This window comes from Vibrio sp. HI00D65 (genome assembly GCF_001635455.1).
Taxonomy (GTDB): domain Bacteria; phylum Pseudomonadota; class Gammaproteobacteria; order Enterobacterales; family Vibrionaceae; genus Vibrio.
Genome location: NZ_LWEH01000144.1, coordinates 19800 through 35072, shown reverse-complemented (window position 1 = coordinate 35072; position 15273 = coordinate 19800). Strand labels below are relative to the sequence as shown.

Sequence of the window (15273 nt, the reverse complement as noted above, 5' to 3'; positions counted from 1 at the left end):
ATTTGATGCACTTAAGCCGTTAGTGGCTCAAGGTTTGCTGGGCGGTAATGCACTGATTTCAGAACTTTACCTTGGCGAACTGTTTTACCTTCAGATACGAAATCTTCCGCACATTTAGCGATGATGTATTCACCTTTTTGAACCGCCAATAGCTTGATGTTCTGTCCAGCATAGAAAGCTTCAGTCTCTGCGTATTCTGTCTCGTTACGACATACTTTACTCATGTTGCTTGAGTGTACTTCATCCCAGCAAGGTAAGAAGTCGATTGAGCGGTTTTTAGCAACGTTCAACAGAAGATCGATCAGGTAGCTGATCGCTAGGTTGTCTTCTACATTAGATTGACCAAGGTGAACCAAACGTCCCATCAAAACATAAACGCTGTCTACAATAGCGTCCGCTTGTTCGATTTTAGAGTCAGCTTCTGCCAATTCTGTCAGCTCTTCGATCGCTAGAGAGGTATGTAGCGTATCGCCTTTTTCATCCATTGTTTCAGGAGAAGCAACAGGCAGATCAAAAGTATTGCGGAACTCTTCAATATCGCGGTAAAGGTGATCGTAGATTTCTTGGTTTAGTTGAGAAAGGTTCATATTCCTATCCATTCTGTTTCGTTAATGGGTTATTTTAACAAAGGTAGGAATAGGGTGCTAACGCAAAGTCGAAGAACTCGATTTTTATTCATTGGACCAATGAGGTATTTTCCACGCAAATCAATTGATGATTATGATTTTCTACTTTTTACTCTCGTTTATATTAGAAATATTAATGTTGTCGCTCACTTAGGCAGCCGTGGTTGATATTGATTTCTTTACGTCAGTGAACGACGGCTATGGTCATCAAATGGGCGATGTTGTGCTAAAGAAAGTGGCCAATGTGTTGAGTAGTAATGCTCAAGAAGGTGAGTTTGTTGCTCGCTTTGGTGGTGAAGAGTTTGTGATTTGGTACCCGAGTACGCCAGTCAACACGGTTGAGGATAAGCTTGCGACGCTGCTTGAGGAAGTGAAGAAGATTAATCTTGATCGAAAGCCTATTACTATCTCTATTGGTGCTTGCCATTTCGAATTAAGTTTTGATGAAACAAGGAATGAACGAATGTCGGCGTTAGACTCATTGATTAAAGTGGCCGATGAGTGTTTGTATGTTGCAAAAAAATGGACGAGATCAGTTCGTGTCTCGTCCGTATTACCAATATTTAGATGATTAATCTTGAGAGCTGAGAACTTAACTAAACAGGTACGGGAACAGTTTACGTCGCTCTTCTGGCGTTAACGATTCAACACGAGCGATGTTGGTATCTGGAATCGCTTCAGGGTTAGGGTAATGCTTCAACACCTTTTCCATGCTCGCTTCACGAATTAAATGGTAAACCGGATAAGGGGAGCGGTTGGTTAGGTTTTCATCGTCTTCAGGATCCGCACCGCCAAAACAGTAATCAGGATGGAAGGTCGCCACTTGGTAAACGCCTTCCCAGTCTTGCTGCTTAATTAAAGCTTCTACCCAATCGATGAACATATTGTAGTCGAAGAAATCTTGCAGCATGTTAGGAACAACCACCAGAGTCGTTTCTAGCTCAGCGACTGGTGTGTTATCCAACTCCACAAATTGAGTCATGATATCTTCTAGTAATGCCTCTTCGGTTTCTGCTCCACTCACAAAGATCTTAATCTGCTTATTACGTTGTGGCTTTGCTGCAAATGGGCACAGGTTTAGGCCAATAACAACATCGTCTAACCATTGTTTTACTTGGTGATGGATGGTTTGAAGATCAGTGTTTTGAGTGTTCGACATAACAGGTTCCGAAATGAAATTTTGCGTAGGATATCAGAACGGTTGTTGATCAAAAGCACTAATTGTCTTAAAAATGCTGTTGTTTCTAAGCTTCAGCGAGTTTAGATGTCGAAACTTGTAGTTGTTTCAACTGGTAGACCCAAGCAAATATCGCGACATAGAAGACTGAGCCTCCGGCAATCACGCCATTCCATCCAAATAACTGCCAGCTGTATAAGAGTAAGAACCCGCCTAAGCTGCCGCCAATATAATAGTGCACAAGGTATAGCGCTGTTGCCGTCGCTTTGGCGCTTGGTGCTTTTTGACTGACCCAAGAGTAGGCTAGGGTATGCGAGAAGAAAGCCCCGCCACTTATCAGCAATAACCCTGCAAGCATGAAAGGAATTTCATCAACCGCAGAGACCAGCATTCCCAGCAAGCTTACACACACACCGAGCAGCATTCCATTTAACGGGTCGAAACGTAGCGTCCATTTGTTAGACAGCTTCGAGCTGACGGTACCCGCTAGGTAGCAGAGAAAGATCAGTGATGCTAAGCCAACTGGAACGGAGTGAGGTTCTGACACCAATCGAAAGCCCATTACGGAATACAGGTTAACGAACAGAGCGAAGTTGGCTCCACCAATCAACATAGCAAGCCACATGGTACGGTTGCGTAAATGCATCATAACTGAGCGATTATGATGAAAGAACAGCCCTTTTTGCGGCTTGAAGTTTTGCTGGTCTGGTAGTCGATAGGCAATAAATAAAGCGCCTAATAGCGAGCCCACCACAAAAATCAGCACGGTAGCGTGCCAATCGAAATAGTCTGTCAGTAATCCGCCTAATACACGACCAAAAATCCCTCCCAATGAGTTGGCAGCAATATAGCCACCAATCGCGACTGCAAAGGCTTTGGGCGTGAGCTCCTCCACCATATAGGCGACAGCAACACCGGCGAAAGCTGCGACCGCGATCCCCATTAATGCTCTAGCAATCACGAGTTGTAAAAGCGTGGTGGTAAATGCCATGCCTAAACCAATCATTGGAATGGCAAAAAGGCTAAATAGAATGATAGGTTTTCGACCAAAGGACTCTGAAGCGATTGCCCACGGTACTAAGCTAATCGATAACCCAAGTGTGGTTGCAGCAAATAGCCAGTTGATTTGGGTTTCAGACACTTGGAAGTGCTGAGCCATGTGCGGCAGGATAGGTTGAAACACATAAAGATTACAGAAAATGGTAAATGAACCAATCGCTAATGATTGAGTGATCCGTTTGTATTGAGTGCTGCCTTTATCGAACATTTATCTTGTGCCTATGCGAGGAGTTAAGCTATTTGTGAACAAGTTATCAGCACAATGATGATTAAAGAAATATATTAAAAATATCATATCCATATATTTAATATATCACTATGCTTGAATCAAAACCCCTTCGACATTTTCTCACCGTAGCTCAGTTTGGCAACTTTACCCAAGCAGCAAAAGCGTTACATATTGCTCAGCCAGCTTTAAGCATATCCATTAAAAAACTCGAGGAAACACTTGATCTGATTCTGTTTCGAAGAGGAGATAAATCGGTCACTCTAACGGAAGAAGGAAAAGTACTGCTTGAGCATGCCAAGCGTATCGCACAGCAGTTTGATGACGCCGAGTTGGCGATGAATGAATTGAAAGGCATGGAAAAAGGGGAGGTACGTTTAGGCGCGCCAAGTATGATGGGGAGTTACTTCTTTCCACAAGTTGTTATGGCATTTAAAAGCCAGTACCCAAATCTCAAGTTGACGTTGATTGATGCGGGCACGGCTTCGATTCGCGAAATGTTATTAAACGGAGAACTCGATATCGGTGTTATCAATCATGAAAATGTACCGGATGACCTAGAAACCGACCATTTGCTCAGCTCTGAAATGTTAGCCGTTGTCGGTAAAGAACACCCATTGGCGTCACAGTCATCCATCACCTTTGAAGAGTTTTTTGAGCAAGAGCTAATAATGTTTAAATCAGGGTACTTCCATCGTGATTTCATCGACGCGACTTGTAAAAAATACGATTTAGATATGACCATCGCATTCGAGACTAACTTGTTGCCAATGATTCTTTCTATTGTAAAGCGCGAGTTCGCCATTACCGCATTGCTTAGCTTGGTAACAGAGTATGAGGACGACGTGGTTGGTGTGCCATTTAAAGACCCTGTAAAACTCAATCTATCTTTGGCGTGGCGAAAAGAGGGTTATTTGTCTAAGGCTGACAGAACCTTTATCGATTTCGTTAAACAACATGTGTGACGCAGATATTAACAGTTTCTAATTTATTTGTTGTGAATTCCGGTTAAATGATACCAGTACTTTTTGTAGTTACTGAGGGACTATGAAATGCGGATGAACGGAGCAAAAATCAATACAAATTCGTAGAACGTTTCTCGACGAGTGTTTGGAATCAAAGGCCGATATAAATGCAGCAATTGCAATACTAGCCTTAAAATAAAAGGCTAGTTATTGAGATGAGAGTAATGAGCCCGTTTGAAAATTAATTCGTCGATTATATTGTTCTATGAAAAATGTGTGCTTTACAATATGGTTGACAAGCTTTGGCTGGGAGATATTAGCTACCCTTAAATTAATCAATTAGGCAAGCCTAGCCCCCTGAAGGTAAAAGGATAATGGCGAAAAGGAAAAGGTAGACCTTGGTTTCCGATACTGATAGCACAAAGCCCGAATATCTTGGGTGAGATATTCGGGCTTTGTTGTAAAGAGGTATAGCAACTTACATAGTGTTAAGTGTTTTTTGAGTTATACATCTTATCGAAGTTCTTTTGGTTCCATCCGACCATAATCTGGTCACCGATTTTAAGCACCGGGATAGAGCGAGCGCCCATCGCTTGTAATTCTTTACGGCCGCGTTGCATCTTGGCATTCGTTAAGCGGTAAACAATTTTCTTAGAGTCCAAATATCTTTGGGCATCTTTACAGTGCGGGCATTTGTCTGCCACGTACAATACAACACGTTTCATCTATACAGTCTCTTTTTGAGTCTAGCTCTTGGTGAATCTCGTTAAAGTGTAACGAATCCTAGGTGATTAGAAAAGTGTGATCAGTTACACTATGAGGCTCAATTTCGACGTCACAACGTTTTGATGTGACGCAACTTGTACGGTCTTTCAGCATGCATCCTTCAATACGCTATATTCAAGGCTATCCTAAACACATTATCGATCCTGTTACTCAGCTTGTTGAGTCAGGAAAATTGGTGCCGTGGTTTGAAGCTCGCTATCCAAAGAATCACGAAATAAAAAGCGAGAAAGCCCTGTTTGATTATGCGATTGAGATTAAAAATCGCTATATGAAGAAAACACCACCCATTAGTAAGGTGATTTATGATGGCAAGATCCACCTAATCAATAATGCGTTAGGTCTGCATTCTTATGTTGCCAAGCACCACGGTGGAAAGATCAAGTCGAAGAATGAGATTCGTATTGCCAATGTGTTTCGTAATGCCCCTGAACCTTTGTTGAGAATGTTGGTGGTACATGAACTGGCACACATCAAAGAGAAAGACCACGACAAAGCTTTTTACCAACTATGCTGTCACATGGAACCGGAATATCATCAATTAGAGTTAGATGCCCGTTTGTTCATGATTTATCTAGATTTAAAGAAGTAGCCCAATGAGCCAATCACAAAAAAGAACCACGCTAAGCCTATCAAAAAACAGTGCTTCTGATATAAACCGTAACAGTGCGGATTCAAAAGCGACTGGACAGAACAAAGCCAAGCGAGCTTCTGGTAAACCAAGCAACAACAAAGGCGGGAAGGGCAAAGCTCCCTTTAAAAAAGGCACTTCTAATATGAACGCACCCAAAAGATCGAGCTGCTCTCAAAAGCCTTCTGACTCGAAGCGCACTGCTGGTTCACAACGCAATAAGAATACCGTAAAGCCAGCAGCGGGTTTACACCCAAGAAACCAACATACAGGGCGTTACGACTTCGAGCTATTGGTTGCAGCTTTACCAGAATTAAAAGTTCACTTAGTTAAGAACCCAGTAGGTGAAGATACGATCAATTTCTCTGAACCTTTGGCGGTTAAACTACTCAACAAAGCGTTATTGGCGCATCACTATGGTGTTAAGCACTGGGATATACCGGCTGGATACTTGTGCCCGCCAATTCCTGGTCGAGCGGACTACATTCACAGAGTAGCAGACATCCTTAATAGCGATGGTCAGTGCGAACCTTATACTCATCAATCAGTGAAAGCGCTAGACATCGGTGTTGGTGCGAACTGTATCTACCCAATTATTGGTGCCACAGAATACAAATGGCGTTGCACAGGTAGTGATGTTGACCCAGTGTCGGTGAAGGCCGCGAATTTCATTGCTGAAAGTAACGTTAATTTAAAGGGTAAGATCAAAGCACGTCTGCAAAAAGACTCTGAATCAATCTTTAAGGGTGTAATCAAAGATAACGAACGTTACGATGTCACTATTTGCAACCCTCCATTCCACAGCTCTCTAGAGGAAGCGGAAAAGGGGACACAGCGCAAATTAGATAACCTTGCGTCAAACCGAGCTAAGAAAGCGGGTCAAACGTTCAAACCTGAAGCGAAAAAAGCCAAGCAAAATAAGCCAACCTTAAACTTTGGCGGCCAAAAAGCGGAGTTATGGTGCCCAGGTGGTGAAGCGGCATTCATCATGAAAATGGCAAGAGAGAGCCAACTGTTTGCGACTCAAGTGCTGTGGTTTACAACGCTGATTTCGAAGAAAGACAACGTCGATATGATTCGTTCAGAACTTGGCAAGCTCAAAGCGAAACAAGTGAAAGTGGTAGAGATGTCTCAAGGCCAGAAAGTGAGTCGCTTTGTAGCATGGACTTTTATGGACGACGAGCAAAGACAACAGTGGATCGCGCTTAAATAACGGTTCACACGTCAAAACTCGAAAGTATCTTTAACTCTATTGAATTCGAGCTTGTTGTTCAATTAACAAGCCCGTTTTTTACCAGATTTGGGTTAAGCAGAGAGCAATTCATCCAATTTATTTTGGTACTTCTTCTCAAGCGAATGGTTTCCGGCTTTCTTTTCGAGATCGACTAAGATTTGAAGCGATGGAATTTGATAGCCATACCGCTGGTGGAACTTAAACAGACGAAGTCTAGCGTCATTATAATCGGCTTCGCTCACTTCAATTTTAGATAGCTGTAATATCGACTTTACTCGGTTCGGGTCATGGTCAATGGCGCGGGTGAAGTAGTACTTGGCTTGTTCTGTATTACCTGCCTTGAATGCGCAAAAAGCTGCGTTCTCATAACTGGCCGATACTAAGTAGTAGTATGGCTGGTCAATGGCGCGATTAAAGTACTTATCGGCCTGTTTATACTCGCCTTGCTTACACAAAAACGTCCCGTAGTTATTGAGCACGTTGCCGTTTCTTGAGTCTAGGCTTAACGCTTTTCGATACGCAGATCTCGCTTCATCGACTTCACCCACTTGTTCGTAGTAATGGGCCATAGAGAGCCGAGCACGGTAATAACTCGGTGCATGTTTGATAGCAAGTTCTAGGTTTTCACGTGCCCTTACCATGTTGCCTTGGCCCATATACCCCAAACCTAATTCAATGCGAGATTCTGACATCGCAATAGGATCGCTTTCTATTTTCGGTGGTCCTTCTGTTACAGATACACAGCCAGACAATGAGATAGAGGCAATTAGAGCTGAGGATAGGGGATTTGAAAACAATGACTTGGCAGACATATGAAGCTCCTTATGAACACCAGACAATCATATGAAATTAGTAAACATAAGGTGGTTAATCTATGGTGGAATGCGATCCACTCTCCATAAAAAAGCTGCGCCCAATAAGCATGTTTTCAACGCCATAGAAGTAAACAGCTTGTTGGGCGCAACAATGTATCTTTGATAAATCCGCGAATAATTAATCGTCTTTGGTGAAGTTCTCTTCGCTGAAGTGATCTAAATCGTAAGGCGTTTGTTGGTAAACGCAGTAGTTTAGCCAGTTTGAGAACAGTAAGTGCCCGTGACTTCGCCAGCTCGCGATCGGTTTGTTGTCTGGGTTATTGTTTGGATAGTAGTTAATAGGGATGATTGGCTCCATGCCTTCGCCCAAATCACGGATGTATTCGTTGTGAAGCGTATGCGCATCGTACTCAGGGTGACCGGTCACAAACACGTTTCGCTTGTCTTTCGTTGCTGCGAGATACACACCGGCGACATCTGAAGTCGCAAGCACATCTAGGTCGGTGTGCTCTGCTATGTACTCAGGCGAGAAGTCCGCATAGCGGGCGTGTGGCGCTAAGAAGGTGTCATCAAAACCACGCAGAATAGGGTGGTAAGGCTTGTGGATCTCGTGGTTGTAGACGCCCGACAGCTTCTCTTTGCGAGTACGCTTCGGTAAGTCATACAGCAATTTCAATCCCGCTTGAGCAGCCCAGCATACATAAAGAGTCGAGGTAACGTGCTTGTTAGCCCACTCCATGATGGTTTTAAGGTGGTCCCAGTAGATAACATCTTCAAACGGCACCAAACCCAATGGTGCACCTGTGATGATCAATCCATCAAAGTTACGGTTCTTTACCACCTCAAATTGACGGTAAAAGTTATCGAGGTGCTCAGTCGGTGTGTTTTTACTTGGACGGTCATCGATTCGAAGCAGTTCAACATCCACTTGCAACGGGCTGTTCGATAGAAGGCGCAAGAATTGAGTTTCGGTTTCAATCTTCTTCGGCATTAGGTTGAGGATCAAGACTCGGAGTGGACGGATTTCCTGTGTCGATGCTCTTGATAGTGGCATAACAAAGATGTTTTCTTCACGAAGAACATCGCTCGCTGGCAATTGGTCTGGAATGCGGATAGGCACAGCTTTCTCCCTAAGCTAGATATGTAGACGTCTATACATCTAAATCTATAATAGTTTGATACGCTTGTCGATATACAAAGTGGATAGTTGTAAATTATTTGTGTTTTTATCAAGAGAGCACTTAGTCATCTTGTGGTTATTGTATCCGCTTATCAATGCAAAAATGTGTAGAAGAGTGATTGAGTGCTGATATCGGTAGTAATCAGAGCAACAGAGTACTATTTACGATAAACTCATGCTTTTGAATTAAGCTGTAATGTATCAATGAAGTTAATACTCATTCGAGGGCTACCAGGTTCGGGTAAGTCAACAAAAGCTAAAACTTATGACGCCTTGCATGTCGAGGCCGATATGTATTTTGTTAACGAACAAGGTGAGTACTGCTTTGACCCTAAACAATTACAACTGGCCCATGATTGGTGCCAGAACGCCGCTGAAAATGGTCTAAAGCAAGGGAAGGACGTTGTCGTATCGAATACCTTCATCAAACACTGGGAAATGAAGGCTTATCGTCAGCTTGCTCTCAAATACAAGGCGGATTTAGTGATTGAAGTTTGCCGAGAAAATTACGGCACTATCCACGACATTGAACCATCAGTGATCAAGCGCATGGGTAGAGATTGGCAAGATTAGCGCTACGCTGATGTCACTTTATAGGCTGGGTAAGCCCTCATATTAAACTAACAAAACAATTCCAAGGTAACGATTGAAATGGCAAAACGTTCTGTTGTCGTAGAGATGACCTCTTACGGTATCTACTCCACGTGGGATTCTAAGTCTAAAGACCTGCCTAAAATCCAAGAGTTCACCACCATCGTTGACGCTGAAATCGACGTTGAGTTTGGCTATATCTTGAACATCAAAAAAGCCAAAGGCGAAAAAATCCGTTACTGCATTTTTCACCCGGATATCACGACCGACAAAGGCGAAGTGCTTGAGCCGTTCGATGGTGAAGAGTACGTTGGCAATAACGATTGGGATTTTTATCTAGGCGACACTATTTGGGCGCCAGTCTCAAACAAGATCGGTAAATGGCGCATGACGGTCGAACTCAAAGGCAACATCATCGCAGACAAGACATTCGACCTAGTAGCAAAAGACGAAGGCCAATTTTGGAAGCGCAGAGGGTTCTAGCCTCAAACTTCTAGACAAATCTAAACAACAAAAAAGCCGAGTCCTATATAGGCTCGGCTTTTTGGTATTAGCTAGACGATATTCTTCATCCAGCGTAGAAGTAAGATTATTGTGTTAAGTAAGCGACAACGAACTCAGTGATAGCAACCATGTCTTTCACTGCGATGTACTCTTCAGTTGTGTGAACTTTCGTCATACCAGTCGATAAGTTAACGGTTGTTAGACCTTTCGCATTGAAGTTGTTTGCATCGCTACCACCGCCAGTGCGCTTGGTGTTTGCGGTTACACCTAGCTTCTCGAACGCTGATTTAATTGAAAGAATGTGCGGGTGATCGTCTGCAATGACGAATGCATCGTAAGCACGGGTTGATTCAATTTCTACCTCAGCACCGAATTGGTTTGCGCTTTCTTCGAAAGTTGAGATCATGTGTTCAACTTGCGCTGTTAGCTTGTCGCCATTTAGTGAGCGAGCTTCCGCAACCACTTTAAGCTCAGGCATTACGATGTTAGTCGCTTGTCCGCCTTCAACCATACCCACGTTCGCAGTTGTCTCTTCATCGATACGAAGTAGGTTCATCTTAGTGATAGCGTCTGCCGCTACTTGAATTGAGCTTATGCCTTCTTCTGGTGCTAGACCAGCGTGAGCAGGGCGACCTTTGATCGTTGCAACGATCTTTTGTTGGCCAGGAGCAGCATTTACGATAGTGCCAATAGGGCCGCCTGTATCTAGAACGATAGCGTGCTCTGATTGAATGTAAGACATATCGAAGTTCAAAGACCCGAATAGACCGCCTTCTTCGAACACGGTGAATGCAATTTCAATTGTTTTGTGTGCTTGACCTTCAGTTTGAATGCAGCGAACGGCTTCCATGATAGCCGCAATGCCAGACTTGTCGTCACCACCTAGGATTGTGTTGCCCTTTGAACGGATGATACCGTCTTCGATGATTGGCTCAATGCCGCTGCCCGGTGTTACTGTGTCCATGTGGCAGCTGAATACTGTGCTACCCGGTAGCGTGCCGTCTAAACGCGCGTAGATGTTGAAGCCATTCGATACTTCTTCAGGTACCACCAGTTTCTGTACGTCAAAACCTAGTTCGCCTAACTGCTCAGCCAGCGCTTCAGCAATCGCTTTTTCGTTGCGAGATTCACTATCGATTTTCACAAGATCGCAGAAATGGTCGACTAGACGTTGTTCATTAATTTGGGGCATTGTTAATTCTCATTATGTGTCCGCTAGCTATAAAAACCACGGAGGTAGGAACAGGAAAATCACTATAACGCCTCTTTGTAGGATGATTGCCTGAGTTAAATCAAGAAAACCGCCTTATTACTCTTGATAGTGCTAAAAATAGAATTAGCTATCAGTCTAAAACGTGATGAGGTCTATTGTTATCTGGTAACAGTTAAGCTGGGTAAACCAACCTATGATTCTTGAAGTTTCACTTTATGTTTCATTCGTCAGAGCGCCATTTTTAATATTTATTTGACGATTTTCTGAGTATTGGGGCGGAAATTACAAAAATTAAACTGAGCTAATCTGGAGTGTGAACAATTGAAAAAGGTTTACATTGAGCGCTGTATCTACCTACAGTCAAGTAGGCAGCTAACAGGTGTCATCAAAAACACGTGACTATCGTTAACAACTGATTCGCTTTTTCTTGCCAGTTTGTTGTTTTCTACTTACGCTACAAATTCTCTATCTCCCTGAATCCTTAACTGTGTTTTACGAATGACCAATATATTTATCGTTGTAGTGGTGCTTGTTGTGTTCTTTTACTTCATTCAGAAGTACGTATTCAAACATGACGACACCAAGGACCACGCCTATCAAAAGAAAGGCGCGTTGCTCAACATGCAACAAGCCGCGTTTTATAATGCACTGACCACGGCGGTTGGTTCTCACGGTGTTGTGTTTGCCAAAGTGAACATGTCAAACGTGTTGGCACCTGCGAAAACAAATACTAAGAAGAACTGGTTTATCGCGAATAACAAGATCTCTCGTAGCTATTTTGACTTTGTGGTGTGCGACCCAAGAACGCTGGAGCCACGTGTGATTATCGAGCTTGACAATGGTAAAGAGTTAAATAAAGGCAAAGTTGACCGAGAGAAACTACTTATTCATGTATGTAAGTCCGCTGGCTTACCACTTATTGGTGCTTCTGTTAAGCATAGCTATCAGGTTAGCCGCTTGAAAAGGTTGTTGGCGACTCACATTGACCTGATTGAACCGGACAAAGAGGTGAGATTTTGTAAGAAGTGTGGCAGCCCGATGATCATCAAGCTGGCTAGCCAAGGTGACTACAAAGGACGACGTTTCTTCACGTGTAGCCGTCAGCCGAACTGTACTTACACTGAAAACTACAACGTTGTTTTCGGTGTAGAAGAAGAGTAACAAACAATAGGGCATAGATTCAGTGTGACCTAACTCAAGTTTATTTCTGTTTCACGTCTAAAAAATCAACGTATTGATGCGAATAAGAGCAAACAGTTGATTCAAGTGCAATTTACACTTGCGCCACAATAAATCAGTCGTTAATATCTTCCTCGTTCTTAAGGAATGGGTCCGTAGCTCAGTTGGTTAGAGTACTACCTTGACATGGTAGGGGTCGGCGATTCGAGTTCGCCCGGACCCACCATTCTTTCTGTTACTTTTTGTCAAAGTAGCGGCTTTTGATTTAGTCACAATCGTCATAAAGAAGATAAAGAGCATTGTGCGTCCGTAGCTCAGTTGGTTAGAGTACCGCCTTGACATGGCGGGGGTCGGTGATTCGAGTTCACTCGGACGCACCATTATTCGTTCTTAGGAACAAACAAAAAAGCCCACCTAGTGTGGGCTTTTTTGTGTCTGAAATTCGCAGGTTTTACTTGTTCATCGATGCGCAGCCACCTCTCTCCTTAGAGTGGTCTCTCTATAGACAACGCATAATGCCATGTGTGGCGTTTCTGCTTACAAACCACATATGCGTTTCTGTTAGGGATAACGTGGCGTGAGAGCCGTAAAGAAGCATGTATTATATGTCGGGCTACATAGCGCATCGGCATGGCTCGAATTTACGTTACCGTAATATAATTCATAATAAGCTCATTTCCTAAATACCGGATGGTATTGCTCTTTTCTGGGTATGAGCCCTACACGCTTAACTTCATATTTGTTACTTGCTAAATGATATGCGCCAAGCTCACACGTTTAAGTTGTTTATATGACGTATTAAATACATATCAGAAGGCGATGTGTAAAGTAGAGCTATAGGTCATGAGTTATATAATAAATGAATGATAATTTAAAAGGGTAATAACTATTATCTATTCTTCATTGCGAGAATATATCAAGGTGTTTGGTTTTATTAATACCTACTCCGAAGAAGTTGAATGTACTAGAGCATAATTACCCGATTATAAGAGGGCGTTATTGAGCCAAATCGGCAACAAATGTTTGCTGGTAGTTAGTACTAGACTTCAGTTCTTTTTTTATCCATTGATTAAACAAGCTAAAGTCAGAATGTATTTTCCAGAAAAGGGAGGCAATAACTCGTTTACCAAAAAAATCAGGATGGTCGGTAATGACCTTAAGTTTGTTATCTTTTGCATGAGTATCGATTAAAAAACTGGGTAAAAAAGCGATGCCTTTTTTGGCGTTACATAAATCTATAATGGTTCCTAGATCATCCAATCGCCATAGGTTATATCCGGCGATACTGGATAAGTTAAGCAGTTCTTCAGACCCATCCATCAATAGAACACGCTGAGACGGCGTGTGGGATTTTATAGGCCCCAAATCTTTATGAGCCACCCACCAGCAGTTAACGTAAAATAACTCTTCTATGTTGAAGTCATAACTTGTCTTGTGGTAGGCGTTACCTAGCGCTAAATCTATCTTACCTTCATTGATATAGTTACCTAAAACGAAACTGGGTTTGGTTACTACCAGTAAATCCACGTTGGGGAATGCTTCTGAAAATGCCAGTAATGTTCTTTTTACGTTTTTATCAAACACTAGTGGATCGATACCGACTCTGTAAACAATTTGGTCTGAATTGTTCATTTGTTGAGCAGCGGTGACTAGGTCTCGATATTTTGATACTACGGGTAAAGATAACTGGAATAGACGTTCTCCTTTCTCTGTTAGCCAAAATTTAGAGTATTCCCTGTTAAATACATTGAAACCCAAGTCTGATTCTAGATTTTGAACAGCTGTGCTAACTGTTGATTGTGACTTCCCAAGTTTTCGAGCAGCAGAGCTAAATGAACCTTCTTCAACTACTGCAATGAACGAAACAATATTTTCGAAATGTAGTTTCATGATTCGACGAACCCTTTGACACAAAGAAATTATAATTTTTTTGGTTTCCTGTTTCGAAGAACAATAGCGTGATGATCTTCGTATTTCAACAGTTTTCATAATGAATAATAAGGCATCAAAAAATATTAATCTTTTTATATTTTAAGGATATATAAGAGAAAATATTGATCCGCGTCTTACTTTTTAGAGTTTATAAAATTTAGCTGATAATAAAGTTTGGAACGAAGGTCAAGTCTAACTTGTTGTTAATTATGGTTTTACCTTGGTGATGATTACTAAATTGTATTTTGTTTTGATTAATTATTGAACATGTTATTGATAAAGTAGATAGGAGTGATTTTTATTAACCTTGACCTGCTAATTATAATGGCGACGAATTTTCAACAGCCCTTATAGGAATAAATAATGATTACCAAGCTATACGTGAAAACAACCATGTTTTTATCTCAATTCAAGAACGATGAGCGCGGCGTAACTGCGATTGAATATGGTCTCATTGCTGTGGCAATGGCTGTACTAGTAACGACAGCAGTAGGTGCTGACGGCTTTATTGGTAAGCTAGAAGCAGCTTTCGCTAAAGTAGCAACCGCTATTGATACTGCAGGAAGCTAATATTTAGCCTTATTGGCTAGTGTAGATGATATCGAAAGATATTTGCGCCAGACCTGTGTTTGCATTGGTCTGGCTTAGTTGATTTATGATGTTAAATAAGATTAATTCTCACCAAGTTTAGGCGGTATTCCCTATTTCTAGTCATGAACTGTATTTAGTGACTTTGGCAGTATTGAGTGCATATGTGTCGGCCACTGATTTTCTCTATCGTAAGATACAAAATTACGCCTTGTACCTATTACTCTTCTTGCAGTGTTTTTTTTCTCCGCTGGATCTTCAAATTATGAGTTTTTTACTGATGTTAGGTATAGGACTAACTCTTTATAAGCTGATTTGGATTGGAGCGGGTGATATTAAATACGTCGTTATTTTGTCGCTTGCTATCCCTGTTGATGACTTATTATTGGCGTTTATTCTGACGGCTTTTTCTGGTGGTATTTTAGCTATCTCTTATCTAGTGAGTGAAAAATTAATAAGAAATCAAGTGGGTGTTCAAGAGGGTATTCCATATGGGATCGCCATTAGCATCGGTTTTTACTTAGTAATTTTAATTCAATCTACGCCATATATATAATCCTCAAAATATGA

At 42.0% G+C, this 15273-nt stretch carries 16 protein-coding genes, 2 tRNA genes and 1 pseudogene; 11 read left to right on the top strand and 8 right to left on the bottom strand.

The features are described from left to right. Window positions 1-11: 11 nt before the first annotated feature. Window positions 12-587, bottom strand: a complete 576-nt coding sequence (locus A3712_RS12415) for a nucleoside triphosphate pyrophosphohydrolase family protein (protein WP_063523691.1) — start codon at window positions 585-587, stop codon at window positions 12-14. Window positions 588-783: 196 nt separating this feature from the next. On the opposite strand from A3712_RS12415, the pseudogene A3712_RS12410 reads away from it, so the two are divergent. Beyond that, window positions 784-1201, top strand: a pseudogene (locus tag A3712_RS12410) (GGDEF domain-containing protein); the annotation flags it as partial. A 17-nt stretch (window positions 1202-1218) separates the two neighbouring features. Here A3712_RS12410 and A3712_RS12405 read toward each other — a convergent pair. Further along, on the bottom strand, window positions 1219-1785 hold the full coding sequence (locus tag A3712_RS12405) for a DUF1415 domain-containing protein (protein WP_063523690.1): 567 nt from the start codon (window positions 1783-1785) through the stop codon (window positions 1219-1221). An 85-nt stretch (window positions 1786-1870) separates the two neighbouring features. Next, complete coding sequence (locus A3712_RS12400; protein WP_063523689.1) at window positions 1871-3070, bottom strand: MFS transporter; 1200 nt, start codon at window positions 3068-3070, stop codon at window positions 1871-1873. A gap of 110 nt (window positions 3071-3180) precedes the next feature. Here A3712_RS12400 and A3712_RS12395 point away from each other — a divergent pair, with 110 nt between their 5' ends. Further along, window positions 3181-4053 carry a LysR family transcriptional regulator gene (locus A3712_RS12395; protein ID WP_063523688.1) on the top strand — a complete coding sequence of 291 codons (873 nt, stop codon included), beginning with the start codon at window positions 3181-3183 and terminating at the stop codon, window positions 4051-4053. Between the two features lie 488 nt (window positions 4054-4541). Here A3712_RS12395 and A3712_RS12390 read toward each other — a convergent pair whose 3' ends face one another. Further along, window positions 4542-4778 carry a glutaredoxin family protein gene (locus tag A3712_RS12390; protein ID WP_004741645.1) on the bottom strand — a complete coding sequence of 79 codons (237 nt, stop codon included), beginning with the start codon at window positions 4776-4778 and terminating at the stop codon, window positions 4542-4544. 152 nt (window positions 4779-4930) lie between these two features. Here A3712_RS12390 and A3712_RS12385 point away from each other — a divergent pair, with 152 nt between their 5' ends. Both A3712_RS12385 and rlmF read left to right on the top strand, forming a co-directional pair. Next, the gene (locus A3712_RS12385) at window positions 4931-5428 is read left to right on the top strand and encodes a M48 metallopeptidase family protein (RefSeq protein WP_063523687.1); all 498 of its coding nucleotides are present in this window, start codon (window positions 4931-4933) and stop codon (window positions 5426-5428) included. A 4-nt stretch (window positions 5429-5432) separates the two neighbouring features. Further along, entirely contained in the window at window positions 5433-6680 is a 1248-nt protein-coding gene (rlmF, locus tag A3712_RS12380; RefSeq protein WP_063523686.1) for a 23S rRNA (adenine(1618)-N(6))-methyltransferase RlmF, read from the top strand. Between the two features lie 92 nt (window positions 6681-6772). On the opposite strand, the gene pilW is transcribed toward rlmF, so the two are convergent. Together pilW and metA are read right to left on the bottom strand one after the other, a co-directional pair. Beyond that, window positions 6773-7513, bottom strand: coding sequence for a type IV pilus biogenesis/stability protein PilW (gene pilW / locus A3712_RS12375; RefSeq protein ID WP_063523685.1), 741 nt, complete (start codon window positions 7511-7513; stop codon window positions 6773-6775). 181 nt (window positions 7514-7694) lie between these two features. Next, entirely contained in the window at window positions 7695-8636 is a 942-nt protein-coding gene (gene metA, locus A3712_RS12370) for a homoserine O-acetyltransferase MetA (protein ID WP_063523684.1), read from the bottom strand. A 264-nt stretch (window positions 8637-8900) separates the two neighbouring features. Between metA and A3712_RS12365 the strand changes: the two genes are divergently transcribed. After that, window positions 8901-9269 carry an AAA family ATPase gene (locus A3712_RS12365; protein ID WP_063523683.1) on the top strand — a complete coding sequence of 123 codons (369 nt, stop codon included), beginning with the start codon at window positions 8901-8903 and terminating at the stop codon, window positions 9267-9269. A gap of 78 nt (window positions 9270-9347) precedes the next feature. After that, window positions 9348-9770, top strand: coding sequence for a DUF3859 domain-containing protein (locus A3712_RS12360; RefSeq protein ID WP_063523682.1), 423 nt, complete (start codon window positions 9348-9350; stop codon window positions 9768-9770). A 106-nt stretch (window positions 9771-9876) separates the two neighbouring features. Here A3712_RS12360 and A3712_RS12355 read toward each other — a convergent pair whose 3' ends face one another. Then, window positions 9877-10983 (bottom strand): M20/M25/M40 family metallo-hydrolase, encoded by a 1107-nt coding sequence (locus tag A3712_RS12355; RefSeq protein ID WP_063523681.1) that lies wholly within the window; start codon window positions 10981-10983, stop codon window positions 9877-9879. A 519-nt stretch (window positions 10984-11502) separates the two neighbouring features. Here A3712_RS12355 and A3712_RS12350 point away from each other — a divergent pair. From A3712_RS12350 to A3712_RS12340, 3 genes are all read left to right on the top strand, one after another. Then, entirely contained in the window at window positions 11503-12165 is a 663-nt protein-coding gene (locus A3712_RS12350) for a DUF2726 domain-containing protein (RefSeq protein WP_063523680.1), read from the top strand. A gap of 167 nt (window positions 12166-12332) precedes the next feature. Further along, window positions 12333-12409, top strand: a tRNA-Val gene (locus tag A3712_RS12345). 77 nt (window positions 12410-12486) lie between these two features. Beyond that, window positions 12487-12563: transfer RNA gene (locus tag A3712_RS12340), tRNA-Val, on the top strand. Between the two features lie 616 nt (window positions 12564-13179). On the opposite strand, the gene A3712_RS12335 is transcribed toward A3712_RS12340, so the two are convergent. Then, on the bottom strand, window positions 13180-14073 hold the full coding sequence (locus tag A3712_RS12335) for a LysR family transcriptional regulator (RefSeq protein ID WP_063523679.1): 894 nt from the start codon (window positions 14071-14073) through the stop codon (window positions 13180-13182). A gap of 405 nt (window positions 14074-14478) precedes the next feature. On the opposite strand from A3712_RS12335, the gene A3712_RS12330 reads away from it, so the two are divergent. After that, window positions 14479-14685, top strand: a complete 207-nt coding sequence (locus A3712_RS12330) for a Flp family type IVb pilin (protein ID WP_063523678.1) — start codon at window positions 14479-14481, stop codon at window positions 14683-14685. A 148-nt stretch (window positions 14686-14833) separates the two neighbouring features. Beyond that, window positions 14834-15259, top strand: a complete 426-nt coding sequence (locus tag A3712_RS12325; RefSeq protein ID WP_063523677.1) for an A24 family peptidase — start codon at window positions 14834-14836, stop codon at window positions 15257-15259. Window positions 15260-15273 lie beyond the last annotated feature (14 nt).